The organism is Mesorhizobium sp. M1004 (genome assembly GCF_040318795.1).
Lineage (GTDB): Bacteria > Pseudomonadota > Alphaproteobacteria > Rhizobiales > Rhizobiaceae > Mesorhizobium.
In genome coordinates this window covers 315,110-333,509 of sequence record NZ_JAMYNB010000003.1, presented here as the reverse complement: position 1 = coordinate 333,509, position 18,400 = coordinate 315,110, and the positions used below count along the sequence as shown (strand labels likewise).

Below are 18,400 nucleotides of genomic sequence, written 5' to 3'. Positions count from 1 at the left end.
TGTAAAGCACAGGAAATTGGTGCAGGCATCGATTTTTTTGAAACAAATGGCGATCGCTTGAACAGTTTTGCCGCACCAAGAATTCCTCGGCGGCTGCTGAAGTCAGGAATCGAGAAGTTTTGAACGGGTTCCCCGGGTTGTCCGGCGATCGCCTGGTGATGCTTGGGGCTTGGAAGCAATGCAGATCCGCCTGGGCAGGCGAGGCTTTTGATCGCGCCTTGCCCTTTCTGGCATCTGCAGGCGATAGTGTCGGTCGCACGTGAGCGAGGGGTACAAAATGTCGGGAATTGTCGGTGGAGCGCCGGGCGTAACCTCGGCCGCGAGGAAGACTCCGATCGACGGCGAGAAGCTGGAGGATCTCGTCGGCCTTTGCATGTCAGGCGGAGGCTATCGCGCCATGCTGTTCCACGCCGGAGCGGTTTTCCGGCTGAACGATCTCGGCCTGCTGCCAAAGCTCAATCGCGTTTCCAGCGTCTCGGGCGGCTCCATGACCGCCGCGGCGTTGGCGCTCGCCTATCCGAAGCTCAGCTTCAACGCGGCCGGCTGCGCCACCAACCTCGCCCAGGAATTCCTCAAGCCGGTGCTGAAGCAGGCCGAGGATTCCATCGACGTCGCGTCCGGTTTCGCCGGCCTCAATCCGTTTGGCTCGGCCTCCGACCAGGCGGCCAAAAGCTATCAGCGGAACTTGACCGGCAGCGCGCGGCTGGCGTCACTGCCGATCGCGCCGACCTTCGTCTTCAACGCCACTAACTTGATGACCGGCAACACCATGCGGTTCCGGCGCGACTATATCGCCGACCATGCCATCGGCCTCTTCGACAACGTCGACTTGCCGTTGTCGCAGGTGGTCGCGGCGTCGGCGTCGTTTCCGCCGTTCTTGTCCCCGACCACGATCGATCTCAAGAGCGGGACGCTGCGGGCCGACAAGCGCGGGGCGCTCGCCTGCCCACCTTTCACCGAAACGGCGGTGCTCACCGACGGCGGCGTCTATGACAATCTCGGTACCGAGACGGTGTGGAAGCGGTGCCGTACCGTGCTCCTGTCCAACGCCGGACGGCCGTTCGACAACCAGCCGGACCCGAAGGAGAACTGGCTGCAGCAGTCGCTACGCGTCGTCGACATTTCGATGGACCAGTCGGAAGACCTGCGCGAGCGCATCATGGTGCATGCCTATCAAGTCGGTGCGCGCAACGGCGCCATGTGGGGTCTGACCACGGGGCTGCTCAAGGCCGAGGACCGACCGGCGCTGCTCACAGAGTCGGAGGCGGAGGAAGCGAGCCGGGTGTCAACCCGCCTGTGGAAGGTACCGAAGAAGACGCAGGCGCTGCTGCTGAAGGCCGGCTATGGGCATGCGGCGTCGCGCATTCGCGCCTATTACGGGCCGGAAAAGGGCGGACCGGCTGACGTTCCCGACGGCCAATGGCCGACTCCGTGATTGGCCGTAGATGAATATCCAACTGAGTGAACAGGTGCAATATGCAGTCCATTCCGGGCGAACGGCCACCCTCAGCCGCCGAATGCGACACGACTTCGTCCCCACAGACACGGTTATAGGGTCATGATGAGAAGTTCGTCGCCCGCCGAGCGCGTTCAAGATGCGTGCGCGGGTTGCGGGCGATAGTCCGCCGGCCGGCGTCCTCCCGTGTTGTTCCATTTCATAGCTGGCCGTGTCCGCAATCGCTAATCGCGTCGGAGTGCTGATCCGTTGAGTATTGTTCAAGGCCCGTCGAAATCAGTGGCCCTCGCGGGTGGCGTTGTGCCGCACCCAAGCGCATGCGCCCCAGTGGCCCATGCAGTTACGGTGAAAATCGTCAGGCGAGTGCCGTTCACCAGCAGTCCCCTGCGCCTCAACAATCCCAGGTGCCTCATAAAGACGCAGCGATGTCTGAGAATGCTGAAGCTGGATCCGCGACCACTGCTCTATTTGCTGCGGCATGAGGACGTCCAAAAGCTTCATTTAGGTCCTGTACACGTGACAAGATCCATTGAATAACCGCATTTATTTCCACCGTACGTATTGTACCTGTTTACCGTGGATGAGTTGCAGCGTGCGCTTGCCCAAGCCCCAACATCGCTATAGCAGTATAGGTAAACATCGTGCTGCTGACACCTGCTTTCGTATTCGCCTGAACACACTTTATACGTTACAGTTGGAAGCACAGGTTGCGGCGGTTCCGGTTTCGGCTGCGGTTGCGGCGTGGCGAGAAGCAAATTTTTTGAGAGACAATCGAACAACTTGAGCGCCACACCACGCTCTGGTGGCGGCATTCGCGCTAAAAAGGGACCTACCGAACTGAAGTCGCTGCGTGTTTCTACGTCGGAATACGTGTCTAGGATAGATTTTGCCAAATCATCGCTGAGCTTGACCTCAGCGATCTGAGCACAGGCTTGTACGATGGCGTCGGCCTGATCAGCGGGCAACTCCTGGGCAACCGCCACCTGGTCGAGCATCGACAGCAACGTCAGAATGGACCAGAACGATGAACTAAATTTTGTACTCATCTGCCTCTCTTGCCTTCTCGACAGGTGCAACACTCTAATTGCGGTTCGGATTCAATTAAGGGAGCAGTTGGCTTTTATGCTTAAGACTTTACGCCCTCATCGGCAGTAGCCAATGGTGGAACTGAAGGTGACGGTCCGTGACCGAACAAACTCTGAACGGCATCCGTCATATGATTTAAGATAAGGATTACAGTCGATGTGCTGAACCCAAGAATAAATGGTGCTAGCAAGAGTACGCCTTGGCCTATTAAATCCAGGCTGGTTTGACTACCTTGCGTCGTGTTGGACTGTATTGGACCAAAAACCAGAAAAGATATGGTATAAAAAAAATTAAATAGACCGTTATAACCAAATGGAAATATGAGAACCAAAGCAAATAACGCCCCGATGATCACGCGAAGCGATAGAAGGGCGTTGTTAGTTATATCAAAGGTAATATCATTCTGAACTGACAAAGCATTCATTCCGATTGATGCAATCGCACCAAGAGATCCGAGAGAACCCGTCCAAAATAAGTAAAAAGCTACATAAACCAGAACCTGCCACGAGAAATTGAATACACCAACAATAGTTATTGCCGATATAACAATCAGGCATAAAAACACGACTGGCAAAATAACTAGATTTCGCGGTGTTTTAATCAAGAGAAATCGTCTTCGTAGCATTGGTGGCAATATACTATAAACAAGCTGAGTCTGCCGTTCAACTTGGTTCCACTCCTCAATTGTCGGCATTCTTCCGTCAGCGTGAAAATAGAGAACATGTAGATTCCCCATCTCTAGCGCTGCTGAAGCTGCGGTCGACATCGGAATAGCCTCTTGATATAAAAAATTCCGAAGACGCTTAAGCCGGTCAACGTATTCAAAGAACGAGGCGTCATTCACTGCAAAGTTGGGATCCCTACCTGTGCAGCTGCTGGGTTCTTTCTGTGACTGTCCGGGTATGGGATCTGCTTGCGTTGTCTCAACCATCGTGGACGTCCCTCGAGATGTCGAAGTAAGAAAAAACAAAACAGGTTAAACGATGCCAGCTAGCTTGTGCTTCCCTTTCGCTGCGAGTTGGGCGGCCATTTCAGGGCGGTACTCCCAATGCCAGGGTTCGCCGCTTACCGTACGAATAAACCCGAATTTTGGGCCGTTCTGACTCAACCAGTCATAAACAGGATTGCCTTGGAAGCCCCCGACGTTTAGGTCGAAGGCCTGACCATGCTGGTGATTAGAAAATCCAGGTCGCGCAGCCGTCGCAAATCCTGCTTTGTGATTTTTGAAACCTTCGTACAGATACGCTTGTTCGGCATAGGTTCGGAAGCCACTCCGCAACGCCACTGTGACCTTGGATTGTTCGGCGGCTGCAACGAGCCTGAGATATGCCGGCAATGTCTCGAGCGTAATCTGTTCCACCTCGAGCGTGCTGTCGACAATGTTCACCAGTTTTTTCTGCCCGACGAAGTTTCCTTTTTCCCAAGCCGCCGTAGTGCCCCTTGGATCATTGTCAGTGGGGTCGACTTCGCCGAGAATTTCATTGACAAACCGGCCCCTCAGATTGCGCGACGACGTCCACCCGATTGTCGTGGGAGGGTTGGCGTCGGTCGCAGCTTGAACATATACAACTCCATTGGGGCCGATGCGGGTTCCAAGCACCCGGATTTTAGTATCAACCGGTATCCGCTTGAAATCTCCGACGTTTCCGCCGGCTAATGCGGCCTCAGAGGCAGACAAAGTGACGAAGCTGAGCAAGTCGTCGTCCCTCCGAATGCGGGCATCTGGGTTTTCCACCACAAACGTCTTGTCAAGATAGCTGCTGGTGGTCATTGCTTCCTCCGATTGCGCATAGGTAGCACCGCACCCGCAATGTCACAGAACTGGTACTGCGGCCCCAACGGCGGCTTGAGCGTCCTTGGACAATGCGGCCATGGTCAGATCATCCAGCTGGTCAGAGGCTGGCAAACCGATCTTGGTCCTGTATTGATTGAGCGCAGACTGAGTACGTTTGCCCCAAATTCCATCAATGGTGCTGGGATCATAGCCAAGATACATCAGGTAAACCTGAGCCGCTCGGACGCGCAGGTCTGGCAAAGCACCCGAAACGAGTTTTGCGTACCAGCTGCGCAGGTGCTCGTCGTAGTTGTTTTTCCAATATGCGGGACCGTTGTAGCCGGTGGCAAAGGACTTCCAGTCATGTGCCGCCAGCGCACCAGCGAGATCGGAGGCGAGGATCTCCCTAACGCCGGCCAGGAGTTGTTCATCCTCTGAATAAAACATCTGCTTGACCATTACTTGTGGTGTGGCGAATCCGAGGCGCTTGAAGTTAGCGCCTAAGGTTTGAGCAATACCCCAGCTGGCGCTTTGCAAGGCCGCAGACTCGTCCAAGGCCGCCGCTTGCTTCAAGCGAGCATATTGATGCGCACCGCTGGCGCCGTAGTTTCCGGCCTCAGGCGAGCTGATGTCCGGATGGGCCACGTCGAATTTGCCTTGTGTCAACCGATGGAAAATGTGCTGCTCGTAAAGAATTTGGGGCGAGCCATTGGCCCAAAAGCCGCAATAGGGTGGATCGGTTTCGGTAAACAGAACAGCCCAGATTTCGGCTGCCTTTACAGCGAGCTTCTGGCAGGCATTTTCCAATCCGGCTTGGGTAAGCGGGATCGCTGCACCGGTCGGAACGATGGGATTGGCGGCCGGCGCCGCTACCGGCCCTGGGGCCACAGGCGCAGACGGCAAACCAACCAGTACAGCTTTCAGGTTTGCTGTAGCTGCCGCAAGAGCGGGCGCCAAGTTTGCGAGGGGTGACGATTTGCCGGAATCTATGACCGCCTGAACGGCAGCCGCAGCATCGCGTACCTTTTTCGCGGCATGCGTCCAATCGTCATCCACTCGCTCCTCGTAGATCGCAAACAGTGCATCGTATTGAGCAATCAGTGCGTCCCTGTCGGGTGGCACTGGCGTTTGGTTGATGCGCTCTTGCAATGCTGCAAGGGCGCGGCTCATCGTGTCGGCCAGTTCGCTCATGTGACCTCCGAGGTATCAAATTCCGCTGCGTCGCAACGCTACGAGGCTCTGTCGCGCGGCGCTCACGTTAGCCTTCAATTGGGCGCTAGCATCGACAAGAGCCGCTAATGTGATGGGATTGCTGGGGCGATCGAAGGCGACGATCAATTGCGAGAAGGTTGAGTCTAGCTTGTCGATCAGAACCACGTAATTCGCGACGGCGACGCGATATTCTTGCAGTCTCTCGTAAGGTGCTCGCGTACGACGCAGATCCAAAGTCAGATATTCGTACATTGCAGGCGCGCCATCCCTGAGCGCGGCGAGAAGATCGTGCACGGCCTTCGCTCCGCCTACCGCCATGTGCCGCGCCTCCGCGACGTTGGCCGCAGCGGTAATCCGATCAAGAACGGGGAGCAAAGCCTTGGCGACGACCGCGACCTCCGGGGCGCCGGCTATGGCCGAAATATTGGCCGCCAACGTCTCAGCCTGGGCGTGAACGGCGTTAATTCCGGAGCCGTCAACCAGACTCTGCAGCAAATTTGCATAATCTTGAAGTACAGTTAGGCCCTTGCGATAATTTAGAGCGGCAGGCGTTTCGCTGATGGTTGAAACATAGTAAGCGTTGTTTAGCTCGAAGACTGGATCCTTTGCGTGGAGCCGCGAATATCGAGCCTTTTCAGCGACATTTATTTCATCAACGAGCGCATCCGCCGCAGAATTTACGGTATTCACTGCAGATACGAACGCCTTTGTCTCCTGAAGAGGCGGCGTCGCGCAGCCCGCTAGGCATAGAACAAGAACAAGAGATGACGCAGCATAGTGCATGCAAAACATTCCCTAGACTCGAAACCCAAAGGTGCCTCGCGTCAGCGAGTGTATAGGCCAACCATTTACTCCGAACAGAAAACCAAACCTCACCGCAGGCCTCAGCGCCCGCATGCGCTAGGCGACAGCTTCAGTACCGCAACCGCATCCGACTGATCATGCCTTTTGTCCTCTCTCGGCAACCTCATTGTATTTGCAGTTCCAATATTTCCTGCGAGGAGCCTTGGGGAGCAGCACTGTCTGTAGCCTTAAATGTGAATTGGGTCCTGGCTAAGGGCACTGTTGGGGTACCACTGATCTTTCCCGCGTTAGCGTCCAATACGATGCCATCTGGCAAGTCGGGAGAAACCGACCATTTAAGTGGCGGCGTTAATCCGGTCGATTCCAAAGTTATGGCCGGATAGGGGATCCCGACGGCGCCTCGCGGTAGCATCATCTTTAGTGCCGATACGCGCTGCTCAGTTGGAGGCTTCTCAGTATCGGGGGTAGAACCAAAGTAAAAACCAACAATCGTTCCCAATACCCCAATCAGAATTGTAAGAATTTGCTTTCCGCGGTCAAATCTCTTGTCTGCATCCGCCGTTTCATTTAACATAATTGTTGAAATTGCGATGATCATGGCAATTCCAACAGTCGCAACTGCTATTAGGAACGTAATTAATCCCCTCGCGAACTCTTTACGTGAAAGATTTGTCAGAAAACTTTCCGACCATATTCCCCATACAAGTAAACCAACTACGATAAGAGTGAGCATCGAAAACAATACAGTAGGTATATATTGAGTAAAATTTGGTTCCGGTCCAGAAGATATCTCAAGCGTGACCACCGATCCCGATGGCGCCGTTGCCCCGGCAGGCGGATTTGTTGCTAAGATACCGCCGGTCGGAACCAGATCAGTGTGTTGATTTTTGACGGCGCCGACTTGTAGACCGATACCTTTCAGAGCTAATTCCGCGGCGGGTCGCGTCAAACCGGACACATCCGGTACGGCGACCTGCGCTGCCGGTCCGGCCGACACTACCAGATCCACGGTCGAACCCGTAGCAACTGACGAGCCCGCAACGGGGTTCATCTTGCTGATCCCGCCGGACGGTACCGTTGAACTGGTCGCGGTCGTCACTGTGCCAACAACCAACCCCGCGCTCGTCAACTGCGCTTCCGCTTCTGCTTGGGTCAAGCCGGACACGTCCGGCACCTGCACGTCAGCCATATTAGTCAAATTCCTCAAAGGTAAGGCTGGAATTGAGATCAACCTTTCGGCGGCGACCAGCTTCCCTGGTAACTGGGTCACTCGTGCCCAAGATTGCAGGCAAGCATTGCAGTTGTAGCCCAATAAGGCCGTTGCAAACTGGAGTCCTTAAGAAGATTCTGTTTCCCAGAATTCCCGCAGTTTTGGTTCATCTCCATTGAACATATCGCGGTCAGAACGACCGATTCCACGAACGGTATGGGGTTCAGGGCCAAACGCGCCATCAGTATACTGCCACATTGTCCAAGCCGGCCAATTTGGAGGAACTACTGGGGTCGGACCGTATTGAGCCAACCAGAACCAACATTGCGCTAAAACAGGGTCAGAATTGGTGCCAAGCAGCTGTTTAATGTAATGGCCGGAATACAAACCGGGGAAGTGGCCAGTCTTTTCACGGACGTGAGTGACAAAGGCTCTGGCCTCTTCCAGGCTCATGCTGGGGCCAGTTGGGTTTGGTTCGAGATCGAGGACCAAAAGTCCTGTGGTTCCAACTACGCCGAGAAAATTCTCTGCTTGCCTGACTCCATCGCTCCCCGTACCGAAGTGGTACGCGCCCCATAGTAAATTGGCAGCCGCCGCCCGCCCGCGATTCCTAGCATAGGTCGGATCGACGCCCGTCTGTCCCTGGGTCGCCTTTTGTATGACTCCAACGATCCCGTCAGTTTGAGCGGTGGCCAAATTGACGTTGCCATTGTGATGCGAAATGTCGATTACGCCGTTGAAATTAGGCATTCTCCCGCTCCCAATTGGCCTAAGCTACTCGTCCGGTTGAATACCGATAACGTTTTAAGGCTCGCCGTCGATAACAACCCAAGCGTTGTCGATAGGTTGTCCGTTATGATGGGGAAAGGCGGTCCCCGCGAATGTTTGGAGGTCAGAGATAGCCGCAATAACTCGATCGCGGCTGTCAACGAAGGGTATGTCAGTATTACCGCTCGCTAGGGCGCGAGTCAGATTGATGCAACCGATACTCGCCAGAAACCCGTGGCCAGGATGGACGAGTATTTCCGAACGGTTTCCCGTCTGGCGCAACTCCAGTCCAGGCTTGGGTGTTTGGTCAGAATCGTTGCTAATCAAGTAGCCCAAAGTGACATAGTGTGAGCCTGCCTGAGTGGCCAAGGGATATGTCCCTGCCTCAACCCTTCGGCCATTTCCTGCCACCTTATTGTCGCCTGGGCCCTTGGTTTCGACCGTAGTGCCTTTGAGCGTCTCTTGGGAAACCCCGTTGTGATAGATTTGGTAAGTGCCAATAGTGCGTCTTCTGCCCTGCCTTTGCTGAACATTCTGTCGGACTATATGTAATTCCCATCCATTTCCTACAATTGGCATATGCTCCTCCCCTCCCTTTGATACTCGCTGCCATTGGTTCCTTTCCGCAGATAGTGGGATTCGAACTGTCGGTTCGCGTGGAGCTCTAGGCAACCTTGCTGAGTTTGTGAGCGGTTTCGATGAACGGCAATTGCAACCCTCGACGAACCAGCAGGGAATGGTCGATCCCAAGGATTCTGCGGACACTGGCGAGAGCCGCCTCATCCACCTCGATGTACGCGACGATGTACCATTCGCCGTTTTCTTCCCGCGCCATGCCCATCGGCTCGGCCCGCCATTTGAGCGCTCCGTGGTGCGGCATGAAATAGGTTTCCTGGATGCCGCCTACTGCGCTGAGGCCCTCGTCGAGCGCATATTCCATCACCGCGCAGCACAGCTGCGTAAGGGTGCCGCGCAGCCCGGTCGAGCGTTTGTCGGTGACCACGTAGGTGCGTGTCCATTCGGCCCAGTCGGGGCGCCTCGGAACGCCCGATTTTTCGCACATATGAGGAAAGACTTCCGAGACCATATGCGGTTCGCTGGTTGGGATCAGCCGCGCGGAGGTGACCACGCGGCCTTCTTCGATACCAAGCAGGTATGTGGCTGCCTCCGTATCAAATTGATCCAGTTCGCGACCATCCGGGCTCTCTGGACGCCAATGTTTTTGATGCACGAAAAAGTCGTGGCGCCGACGCAGGAACTCGTCGAATTCGCTTTCATAGAGATGCTTGTTCAGCGCATTGACGACATGGGCTTCTATCATAGCGCGATCCCCCGATCGTTCTTGGAGGGATAGTCGCAGTCCCGCTAATATACGTCACCTGTCCGATCGGACAGTTGACGCGCTCAGGGATGAATCAAGCGCCTGCGCACCGCTTCAACAACAGCCTGCGTGGTTGTCGCGACCCCAAAAGCTTCCCGAGCTCGCGTAGAATGCCATTTGACGGTGCGCTCAGTCAGGCCAAGAATCTGAGACGTTTCCGACGAGGTCTTGCCGGCCGCGGCCCACAAAAGGACCTCTTTCTCCCGATCGGTCAGGGGACCTTCATCCCCCTCATCGTCATTTGACAAAGCCTGGATCGACATGCCGGCATATACCGCCATGGTAACCAGTTGCACTTGTTGGCGGGACGACAGACTGCATCGCTTCGCGGGAGACGCAAATGACAGCACGGATTGCCAATGGTGGACGCTTAACATCGGTACGGCGAAACCGCTGCAGATGCCAAACTCCGTTGCTTCGCCTGCAACTCGTCGAGAGCCTTCGGTATTAGACCATTTTGCTGGTACGTCAGACCAAAGAAACGGCTTCAAGGTTTTCGCCGAATAGATGCAGACGCCATCGACAGCGGCATGTTCGGCTTCGACATAACGCTCGAACCACCCTGCGGGCCAGCCATTCAGTTCGACCATCGGCGCAAGCTTCTGCCCACCGAGAGGAACGCCGCTCAAGATGAGGTGTTCGAAGCCGAGATTTCGCACGGTCTCCAGTAGGTCGCCCAGCAGCGGCCCCGTTGCCGTGTGGTTTCTGCAGCGCTCGACAAAATCAAAAACGTCTGCATCGATCATGTATGCGATCCCTGCGTGGCACCAACCCATATAAGTCTAGCCTGAATTAGGAGATCCGAATACAGGATTTACAGAAATGTTCTCACGCGTGGAGCACTGCAGCTGCCTTAGAGACTAGTGCCGGCTCCAACCACTGCCGATCGCCTTTCTGACGACGCTGGCGCCTAGAGGAGGTATGCTCTCTATATCTTCGATAGTCCTCAGGACTGTATAGTGGTCGATTAATTCGGAGTAACGCCCGGGATTGACTCCAAACCCATAGAATACAGTAAATATGTGATTTTCATTATGATAATCATCCTCATCGAACGTCACTATCAACAGACTGTTATTTTTCCTCGACCAATTGGCGTAGCCACCCAGGTGATCTTTCAGCCAGGTATCGGCCTGCTTTATCGTGCCATCGTGCATGTCATGTTTGAGATTGGGGATCACGAAGCTAACGGATGGCAGCCTCGCATAGTCGTACGGGAAGTCAGTCAAAGACTTCTCAAATCCCTTTGCGTCTGCAAACGACTCCCAAGGATTGTGTTTTCGCGGCGATCCGGCTTCGATATAACCCGCAAATGTCTTGCCATGGGCACGAAGACGAGCGGCCAAGTTCGGCCCAGCAAAGCTGTGCATGCCATCGTCATGGACCCCATGTGTCAAACCGCTGAAGAGTGCGAAGTAATTGGGTTGGCTGGGATGAGCGACGCCATAGGAGTTCTCAAAAATAGCGCCACCCTTCGCTAGTTTTCCCAAATAGGCAGCCGATCCTGCCTGAGAAATCTGATCAAAGGAGTGGTTCTCCAGGATGACGACGACGACGTGGTCATATTTCGGGGGCCGGCTCGGCGAAGCGACAGCATTACCAGCGGCGCTCAGCGCGATGCTGATCGTTAGGACAACTATAGAGAACCGTTGAAGTGAAGGGTACCCACTCTGCTCGCACATGGAATTCCCTCTCGATGATCCCGGTCGACGAGGCGGAAATGTTGCTATGCATTGCCATTCATCTCGCGGTTCTCTTCGACCGAGCTAGCACGCAAGTAGGCGATTGTTTCCAGCCACTCGCGAAACACTATCCGAATAAGATGTGACCTGGCAATTTTCCTTTCGGCAGCAATGGAGCTGAGGACGCTCTCAGTCGCCGGTTCCAACGGTAAGGCGCCGACATTTCTGGGCAGAGCGCCGATGCCGCGCAATCCGCCCGTCTGGGCTCGCACCAATCTTTCCGGAACTTCGCTCGTGTTTGCAGCGCAACGGCTGTCAGTTCTTTAGCGTCAGTGGATGTGAAAAGATGTTCATGCCAGGTATGCCCTCCATCATTCGAACGCGAAGCCCCGCTCCTCGAAAAACTCTCGTGCGGTTTCATCGAAATGACCGTCGGCAATCGCATCGAGGTCTAGATGGCCGCCTCCCACAGCTGCCTGCAGGTCACGCATCAAGGTAAGCTTCTCCACCGCCCACCCGAGGCTGGGAAAGAGCTGCCCGCGCTTGAATTTCTTACCGAGCTTGCGCCAGGTCGAATACACCTCCTTGAGGAGCCACCGTAGGCGATGGCGAGAATACAGGTCGACCTTGTAAACCATCGGAAAGCCTTAGTCTTGGTGGCAAAGACCGGTTGATCATCCTTGCAATCTCGTAGGCTGCTCCGGATCCCAATCGCGGATCGTCGTTTTTTGGGTTGGGCCTAAACCGCTCATCCAGAGCCGCCTGAAGAATGAAGGCATGCCGATGGTCAACAGTGTCCTGCGTCTGCTTAGCGCTTTCCTCATCGAACGGCCCGATGATGCGTGCGCCGGTCTCGTCGTCGAGGACGATGTCATCGGGGTGCGGTCCTATAATAGGTTCGCTCTCACCGTTTGCCTTTGCATCGGCAATGAGCTCACGGGCAACCCGTTGGTAGGTCCGCCAATAATCGCGAGATTCCCTGATCTCTCGAGCCTTGACTTCGTCGGCCGTTCGCAACCAATCACCCAATAGGCCTTGAGAGCGAGCATCGCCATTTAGGGCGTTTGCATACACCGAGTGTACAAACGCCGCCCGCGCGGGAACTTGCGTGACCTTGCCACCCTCGCGCATAGAGCTGTCTGCCGGAAAAGCGCCTCATGTCGGCCATTGAGGACACCCGTGAAAGCAGACGTTGCCGGCGACGAAGCTTACGGTCGCGGTCGCGACAGGCGCAAAGATCAGTCTAGGCTGATCCGCGTTCCCTTGGCGCCGTTGAGCAGCCGCTTGAGATGGAAGCTGGCGAGCTGGTCGTCCGGACATTTGCCGATCTGCGCGGCGAAAGCCGTAAGCGCGTTTGCATCGCCGGCCTCCAATCTGCCGAAGGCTTCGAGATAGCTCGCCGTCGAAGGATCATCATACTGCTTTGACGACAAAGGCTCGAACGCGCGCAGCGCCTCAGCCCTGCCGCGCAGCATCAGATCGCCGACCGGCCGTCCACGGAAGCCGTCGACCATTGCGGCCGCGCTCCCGCTGACGCAGATACGCGTGCCCAACTGCTTGTTGGCGCTTTCCAGCCGCGCCGCGATATTGATGGTGTCGCCATAGGCCGTGTAGTCGAAGAAGCGGCCTCCGCCGAAATTTCCGACCAGCGCTGGACCTGCATGGACGCCGATGCGGGTCGTACCGACCGCGACGCCCTTGTCGCGCCAGCAATCGCGGAACGATTGCGACAGCGCGTCGAGCTCGAGCGCGCAGGCAACCGCGCGCGCCGCATGGTCCTGCTGCTCGCCAGGCGCGCCGAACAGCACATGCAGCGCATCGCCGACGATCTTGGCGACGGTGCCTTCATGCGCGAACACGACGTCGGTCATGCCGGCCAAATAGTCGTTGAGGAGCGCGCCTAGCGTGGCAGGGTCGATCGTCTCCACAAGCGTGGTGAAGCTGGTAATGTCGGTGAACAGCGAGGCGACCTCGCGCCACTGTCCGGCTAGCGCCAACCCGTCGGCGTCGCCGGCCAGCCGCTCGGCCAGATTGGGCGAGAAGTAGCGCGACAGCGATGCATGCGCGCGCTCCGCGACCGCTTGCCGTCGATGCGCCTCGTGCAGCACCTCGCGATGCTTCAAGGTCTTGGCGATCGTGGTCTCCAGGTCGGCAAAGTCGATCGGCTTAGTGATGAAGTCGAAGGCGCCTCGGTTCATCGCGGTGCGGATGTTGGCCATGTCACCGTAAGCGGAGACGATGACGGTCGAAAGCTGCTGCCCCTCGGCCTGCTGCAGCTTCTCCAGCAGCGACAGGCCATCCATACGGGGCATGTTGATGTCGCACAGCACCATGTCAATGTCGCTGTTGCCGTCGATGACGGACAGGGCGTCCACACCATCGCTGGCGAAGAGAAAAATGACCGCACCATCGCGGATCTGACGCCGGAACTTCTGTACGATCAAGACCTCAAGATCGGGCTCGTCGTCGACCACGAGGATGCGCGCCGTCACGCCACCATTCCCAGCCGCGTTTCGATCTGTTGCCTGAGCGTCGCAAAGTCGATCGGCTTGGTCAGCAGCGCTTCGGCGCCGTTCTCCAACGCCTTGCGCTTGGTTTCGGCGTCGCCATAGGCGGTGATCATGATGACCGGGACGTCGGGCCGCAGCACCTTGATCTTCGGCAGCAGCTCGAGCCCGCTCAGGCCGGGCATGTTGATGTCAGACAGCACCAGGATCAATGTCACCCCTTCGGCGTGGTCGATCTGCTCCAACGCATCGATCGCCGATTGCGCGAACTCCATGGTGAAGCGGCTGGCTCGGATGTCGCGGCGGAACTGCTGGCGAAATAACGGCTCGACGTCGGGCTCGTCGTCGACAACCAGAATGAGGAGGCTCATGCTTCACCTCCCGATTTTGCGAGCGAGGCGGCAGCGCGCGGCAGCACAATCCGGAACTCGGTGAACTCGCCTGGCTGGCTGTCGACGTCGATCGTGCCGGCATGCTGTTTGACGACGATGTCGTGGCTGAGCGACAGGCCGAGCCCGGTGCCCTCGCCGGCTGGCTTGGTCGTGAAGAATGGATTGAACATCTTCTCCTTCACCTCCGGTGGAATGCCGATCCCGTTGTCGCGGATCCTGATTTCGACACGGTCACCGAGACTTCTGGTCACAGCGGAGAGCGTCGGCTCATAGCCCGTACCATTCGTCGCGGCGCTCTGCTTGGCCGTTGCATAAAAGCCGTTGGAGATGAGGTTAAGAAGCACCCGCGTGATCTCCTGCGGGTAGAGATCGACATCTCCCGCCTGCGGGTCGAAATTCCGCGTCAGCGTGATGTTGAATCCTGGCTTTTCGGCGCGCGCCCCGTGATAGGCAAGGTTCAGGCTCTCCTCCACGACGGCATTGATATCGATCGGACGATGATCTCCTGAACCCGCGCGCGAATGCAATAGCATGTTCTTGACGATGGAATCGGCCCGCTTGCCATGCTGGACCACCTTGTCGAGATTGCTCTTGAGCATGCCTGTCAGCTCGGCAACCTCTTCGCGGACGGATGCCTCCAAAGGCGCGCCGGCCAGCACACTGCTCAAATCATCGATGAGTTCGCCGGAGAGCGCTGAGAAGTTGTTGACGAAGTTGAGCGGGTTCTTGATCTCGTGGGCGATACCGGCGGTCAACTGGCCGAGTGAGGCGAGCTTCTCCGTTTGCACGAGGCGGTCCTGCGCGGTCCTCAGATCTTCGAGCGAGCGTGACAATTCGCGGGTACGCGCCTGCACCTCGTCGAACAGCCGGACGTTCTCGATCGCTATGCCGGACTGGTCGGCAAACGTCTCGACGAGCTCGATCTGCCTCGGCGTGAAGTCCCGTACCTGTGACCGCGTCAGCGCGAATACGCCGACCGGCGCGCCTTCGCGCAAGATCGGAACGCATAGAATGGTCCGGTAGCCGCCGAGCTTCTGAAGCTGCGTTGCCCCGTAGTCCGGGTCGGCGAGCACGTCCGAAACGTGGACGGCACGGGCTTCGAGGGCCACCCTTCCAGTGATGCTGTCGCGACTAGGGGCAAAGGGATTGGCTTTGGCGAAAACCGCGGCTTCAGGCAAATTGCCGTACTCGGCCGACCACCGGTAGAGATCGCCGTCGCGTTTGAAGATGACGCTCGTGTCCGCGTCGCACAGCTTGGCCGCTGATTCCACCAGCGTGTCGAGAACCGGCTGCAGGTCGAACGTAGAGCGGCTGATCGCCTTCAGCACGTCGGCCGTCGCCGTCTGCTGCTGCAGCGACTCGCTCAATTCCGCCGTGCGCGTCTGCACCTCCTCGAACAGCCGCGCGTTCTCGATGGCGATGACAGCCTGATCGGCGAAAGTCTCGACTAGCTCAATCTGCTTTGGCGAGAACGGCCCGGGCGCCTTGCGCATGACCAGAAGCAATCCCATCAGCTCCGTGCCGCGCAGGAGCGGAACGCCGAGGATGCAGCGAACGCCGCGCTGCCGCGCCACGTCGGTGAAGGTGAACTCGGGATCGGCTTCGAAATCCGGTACGTGAACGGTTTTCTGTTCCAGCAGAACGCGCCCCGACACGGATCCGCGCCCCGGCTGGCGCATGATCTTGGTATGGGCAGGGGCCGCTTCCGGATCTCGGCTGAAGGTCGTGGTCCACTGAAATCCGTCGTCGACCAGACGATAGAAATCGGCGATGTCCGCGTCGCAGAGGTGCGCGGCGGACTCTGCCAGGGTGTCAAGGACGTTCTGCAGGTCGAAGGCCGACCGGCTGATGACCTTGAGCACGTCTGCTGTCGCTGTCTGCTGCTGAAGCGACTCGCTTAGCTCCGCGGTCCGCGCCTTGACCTCATCAAACAGGCGGACATTTTCGATGGCGATCACGGCCTGGTCGGCGAAGGTCTTCAGAAGTTCGACTTGCTTAGCGGAAAGAAAGCCCGTCTCAGCACGCCCGACTGCTATGCAACCGATGGGCAGGCCGTCACGCAGCATCGGCACGGCGACAGCACTGCGCAGGCCCGAAAAAGCCGCCGCGGCGCGATGCGTGAATTCACTATCCAAGGTGAGGTCAGGGATCTGCGCCACGTCAAGATATAGAATTGCCCTTTCGGCAGCGCTGCCGCGAGTAGGTGCTACGGGAAAGGTATTGCGCACGATCTCAACGCTTTCTTCGGTGATGCCGTGATGCGCGACGAAATGCAGAAGCTTGCCGTCAAATCTGTAGACAAAGCAGAACTGTGCTTCGCACAGACGGGCGGCGCTTTGCGCGATCATATTAAACACTGGCTGCCCATCGGTGGGCGAGCGGCTGATAACGCTAAGCACATCGCTGGTCGCCGTCTGGTACTCCAGCGCCTCTGTGGCCTCCCGTGTCCGCTGCTGCACCTCCTCGAAAAGGCGGACGTTCTCGATCGCAATTACGGCCTGGTCGGCAAAGGTCTGGACAAGTTCGATCTGGCTATCGGTGAAGGGCCCGGGTTCAGGTCGCGTCATTGCGAAGACGCCAATTACCGATCCTCCGCGCATGAGCGGTACACAGAGCACAGCCGAATAACCTCCGAGTCGCGGAGCTTCGGGAAGGCCATGTTCTGTGTCCTTTGTAACATCCGGAATATGGACGACTGCCTTGTCGAGTGCTGTTCGGCCGACCCAGGATTGTCGGCTGATCGGACTCGGATTCGCCTCTTCATACGCGCGATACTGCGGAGTTTGGTCGTAGCCTGCCGCAAGCCGGAAGACATCGCCTTCGCGCATAAATATGCCAGACGTTTTCGCACCGCAGAGCCTCACCGCAGAATCGATAAGTGTCTGCAGGACGCTCTGCAGGTCGAACGCGGAGCGGCTTATGACCTTGAGCACATCCGCGGTCGCGGTCTGCTGCTGTAATGCTTCGCCAAGTTCGGCGGTGCGAGCCCGCACCTCTTCGAAGAGCCGCACATTGCCGATCGCGATGACGGCCTGGTTGGCGAAAGTTTTGAGCAGGCCAATTTGGCTCTCGCTAAAGGGCCGCGCCTCGATGCGCCGGATCATAAGCGCTCCGATTGCTTTTCCTTCCTGCAACAGCGGAGTGGCGAGAATCGCGCGAAAACCAAGACGTTGAGCCATCATTCGGCCGGTTGCAAACTCCTCTCCAGCGATGGTCAAGTCGTGAACGTGGACCGGCACCCGATCCAATACGGCGCGGCCGGTAACGATGTCGCGCGCGACCGGGAAGCCAGCACTGTCAACCGGAATCGGTCCGTGATGCGCTCCCACAGCCAGCCTGTCGGAGCGCAGCAGATAGATCGTTGCGTCATAGGCGTCGCAGAGCCGAGCGGCACTTTCAGCGACGGCGTCCAGCACAGGCTGAATGTCCGTGGGAGACCCGGCGATCACTTGCAATATTGCGCCCGTCGCTGTCTGCTGATCCAGCGACTCGGTCAGCTGACGATTGTGCCCCTCGACTTTCTCGAACAGCCGGGCATTCTCGATGGCGATCACGGCCTGGTCGGCGAAGCTCTCGACCAGTTCGACTTGACGCGGTGAAAATAGCCCGATCGTCCGCCGCGCCATGCCGAATACGCCGATGGTCTCCTGACCCCGCTTCAGCGGGACTGAAAGTACTCCGCGGAAACTGCCGATGATTGCGGCCTCAGGCCTTTCGTATTCCGGGTCTTCAAGCGCGTCCGCCACATGGATCGTCAATCCCTCCAGCGCGGCGCGGCCCTGGAACGTCCCTCGTCCCACGAGATGTGGGTTGGCCCGTTCGTATGCATGCAGCTCAGCAGCCTGCCCGCCGCCTGCCATGAACCGCAACGTATCGCCAACGCGCAACGTGATTGCGCCCATGTCCGCCCCGGCCAGGCGTATAGCCGAGTCGACTAGTGTCTGCAGTACCGGTTGGATGTTGGTCGGCGATGCGGCGATCACCCTGAGGATCGCACTCGTCGCATTCTGCTGTTCAAGGAGATTGGCGACCTCAGCGGTGCGTACCTGATTTTCTTCGCGCGCCGCTGTCAACTCGGATCGGAGCGAGCTGATCGTGATCTCAGAGTCGGAGTCAGGCCCTCCCACT

At 57.3% G+C, this 18,400-nt stretch carries 15 protein-coding genes; 1 reads left to right on the top strand and 14 read right to left on the bottom strand.

The window, feature by feature from the left end; all coding sequences use genetic code 11:
- The first annotated feature begins 277 nt into the window (after positions 1-277).
- On the top strand, positions 278-1,435 hold the full coding sequence (locus NKH54_RS08545) for a patatin-like phospholipase family protein (protein WP_353028033.1): 1,158 nt from the start codon (positions 278-280) through the stop codon (positions 1,433-1,435).
- A 518-nt stretch (positions 1,436-1,953) separates the two neighbouring features.
- On the opposite strand, the gene NKH54_RS08540 is transcribed toward NKH54_RS08545, so the two are convergent.
- The 14 genes from NKH54_RS08540 to NKH54_RS08475 all read right to left on the bottom strand — a co-directional run bounded on the left by NKH54_RS08540 (position 1,954) and on the right by NKH54_RS08475 (position 18,345).
- Positions 1,954-2,502 (bottom strand): hypothetical protein, encoded by a 549-nt coding sequence (locus NKH54_RS08540; protein ID WP_353028032.1) that lies wholly within the window; start codon positions 2,500-2,502, stop codon positions 1,954-1,956.
- Positions 2,503-2,582: 80 nt separating this feature from the next.
- On the bottom strand, positions 2,583-3,473 hold the full coding sequence (locus NKH54_RS08535) for a hypothetical protein (protein ID WP_353028031.1): 891 nt from the start codon (positions 3,471-3,473) through the stop codon (positions 2,583-2,585).
- A gap of 45 nt (positions 3,474-3,518) precedes the next feature.
- Positions 3,519-4,313, bottom strand: a complete 795-nt coding sequence (locus NKH54_RS08530) for a M15 family metallopeptidase (RefSeq protein WP_353028030.1) — start codon at positions 4,311-4,313, stop codon at positions 3,519-3,521.
- A gap of 42 nt (positions 4,314-4,355) precedes the next feature.
- Entirely contained in the window at positions 4,356-5,507 is a 1,152-nt protein-coding gene (locus tag NKH54_RS08525) for an N-acetylmuramidase domain-containing protein (protein ID WP_353028029.1), read from the bottom strand.
- Between the two features lie 15 nt (positions 5,508-5,522).
- Positions 5,523-6,311 (bottom strand): hypothetical protein, encoded by a 789-nt coding sequence (locus NKH54_RS08520; RefSeq protein ID WP_353028028.1) that lies wholly within the window; start codon positions 6,309-6,311, stop codon positions 5,523-5,525.
- A gap of 184 nt (positions 6,312-6,495) precedes the next feature.
- Positions 6,496-7,521, bottom strand: a complete 1,026-nt coding sequence (locus NKH54_RS08515; protein ID WP_353028027.1) for a PASTA domain-containing protein — start codon at positions 7,519-7,521, stop codon at positions 6,496-6,498.
- A 147-nt stretch (positions 7,522-7,668) separates the two neighbouring features.
- Positions 7,669-8,292, bottom strand: a complete 624-nt coding sequence (locus NKH54_RS08510) for a glycoside hydrolase family 25 protein (RefSeq protein WP_353028025.1) — start codon at positions 8,290-8,292, stop codon at positions 7,669-7,671.
- Positions 8,293-8,974: 682 nt separating this feature from the next.
- Positions 8,975-9,631, bottom strand: a complete 657-nt coding sequence (locus tag NKH54_RS08505) for an acyl-homoserine-lactone synthase (RefSeq protein WP_353028024.1) — start codon at positions 9,629-9,631, stop codon at positions 8,975-8,977.
- An 83-nt stretch (positions 9,632-9,714) separates the two neighbouring features.
- Positions 9,715-10,437, bottom strand: a complete 723-nt coding sequence (locus NKH54_RS08500; protein ID WP_353028023.1) for a LuxR family transcriptional regulator — start codon at positions 10,435-10,437, stop codon at positions 9,715-9,717.
- Positions 10,438-10,551: 114 nt separating this feature from the next.
- Positions 10,552-11,373, bottom strand: coding sequence for an alkaline phosphatase family protein (locus NKH54_RS08495; protein ID WP_353028022.1), 822 nt, complete (start codon positions 11,371-11,373; stop codon positions 10,552-10,554).
- A gap of 371 nt (positions 11,374-11,744) precedes the next feature.
- The gene (locus NKH54_RS08490; RefSeq protein WP_353028021.1) at positions 11,745-12,011 is read right to left on the bottom strand and encodes a hypothetical protein; all 267 of its coding nucleotides are present in this window, start codon (positions 12,009-12,011) and stop codon (positions 11,745-11,747) included.
- A 600-nt stretch (positions 12,012-12,611) separates the two neighbouring features.
- Positions 12,612-13,865, bottom strand: a complete 1,254-nt coding sequence (locus NKH54_RS08485) for an adenylate/guanylate cyclase domain-containing protein (RefSeq protein WP_353028020.1) — start codon at positions 13,863-13,865, stop codon at positions 12,612-12,614.
- Positions 13,862-14,251: a response regulator gene (locus tag NKH54_RS08480; protein ID WP_353028019.1), complete on the bottom strand. Its 390-nt coding sequence runs from the start codon at positions 14,249-14,251 to the stop codon at positions 13,862-13,864. The genes NKH54_RS08485 and NKH54_RS08480 overlap by 4 nt, the downstream gene beginning before the upstream one ends.
- Positions 14,248-18,345: a GAF domain-containing protein gene (locus tag NKH54_RS08475; RefSeq protein WP_353028018.1), complete on the bottom strand. Its 4,098-nt coding sequence runs from the start codon at positions 18,343-18,345 to the stop codon at positions 14,248-14,250. Before NKH54_RS08475 ends, NKH54_RS08480 begins: the two co-directional genes overlap by 4 nt.
- Positions 18,346-18,400: the final 55 nt, after the last annotated feature.